Annotated in this window: 1 protein-coding gene and 1 pseudogene; both read left to right on the top strand. The window is 45.8% G+C overall.

Going from position 1 to position 1,226, the window contains the following annotated elements:
- Window positions 1-136: pseudogene (locus R7E47_RS24725) on the top strand (2-haloalkanoic acid dehalogenase); the annotation flags it as partial.
- A gap of 139 nt (window positions 137-275) precedes the next feature.
- A partial coding sequence (locus tag R7E47_RS24720; protein ID WP_318085395.1) for an FIST N-terminal domain-containing protein occupies window positions 276-1,226 on the top strand: 951 nt, incomplete at its 3' end.

Genomic DNA, 1,226 nt, shown 5'->3' with positions numbered 1-1,226 from the left:
ACATGGTGCAAAGTTAGCGGGTTTTGCCGCATGTTGGTTTAATAATATGAATAAAAATGTCATTAATCATTCAAGAACACGTACGTTACCTGACATTGAAATCAATAGTTTGCAGCCGTTACTCACACTTTTTTAATTGCTTTCGCATTAATCCATTCTAAAGTCATTTTGTGCCTAGAAAAGCATCAAAAAGAAACGTAAATTACTAAGCCTAAAGTAAAAATAACGACGCCACTCATCGTGGTGAAAATAGTGTTACGGCAGTAGTAGGGTACATGCGAGCTTTTTCCAAACGGGTCCACGATGTAAGTCAGCTTAATGACTTTTTAGTCACTTCTCAGTTGCACCCAGATAAACAGTATTTGGTGCAAATTTTGTCTACGCAATCACGAGAATGTGCGGTTGCGCTCGCCAAAGCGGTTTTGTCGATGTTGCCCAATGCTCATGTCATCGGCCACAGCACTCGCAATGTAATTTTGGATGGCGACATTTTTACCTCTGGCTGCCTCATCAACCTGATTGAGTTTGACCAAACCACGCTAACGTCTGCCGTCCAAGCGTATTCTTTCTCTCCCGATATAGACGGTGGCGAGCTCAAACGTTCGCTGCAGTTACAAAGCAACTCTCAAGTCATCATCAGTTTTGCCGTGCAAATCGAACGTCGTGATTATCCTTTGTATCAAACTTTTGCGACCGAAAACGTGCGAGTGTCTGGTGGATTAGCGCAGACCATAGAAGACGGCTGTTGGGTGCTCTATCAAAACCAGACATACGACAACGCCGTAGTGGCAGTGGCTTTGCACAGTGATACTTTGAAAACTTGGACAGACGCGTATTCCGAGTGGAACCCAATCGGCATGCCGCACAAAGTGACGCATGCGAAAGGCACGCGCTTGTATTGCTTAGGAGAGCGTAAAGCCCTCGATGTTTATAAGCATTATCTTGCCGACGGGCACGACGTGACGATTAACCAATTACTCAGTTTCCCGTTGTATCGAGAGACGTTGGGGCGCAAGGAAGTTTGTACCGTCACAGAACTTCACGCCGATGGAAGCATGAGTTTCGATAGGCCGTGGTGCCTCGGTGATGAGGTTCAGTTTTGCTATAACCATCCTTCTCTGACGTTAGAACAAGTGCGTCATGGGGTGGTGGAACTTGCCATGCATCAGCCGGAAGTAGTGATGATTTACAACTGTGCCTCGCGGCTGGATTTTATTGATAGCAGC

The organism is Vibrio sp. Vb1026 (assembly GCF_033338745.1).
Classification (GTDB): Bacteria; Pseudomonadota; Gammaproteobacteria; order Enterobacterales; family Vibrionaceae; genus Vibrio; species Vibrio alginolyticus.
Note: the sequence above shows the minus strand (reverse complement) of the source record. Positions and strands in the feature narration are given on the sequence as shown.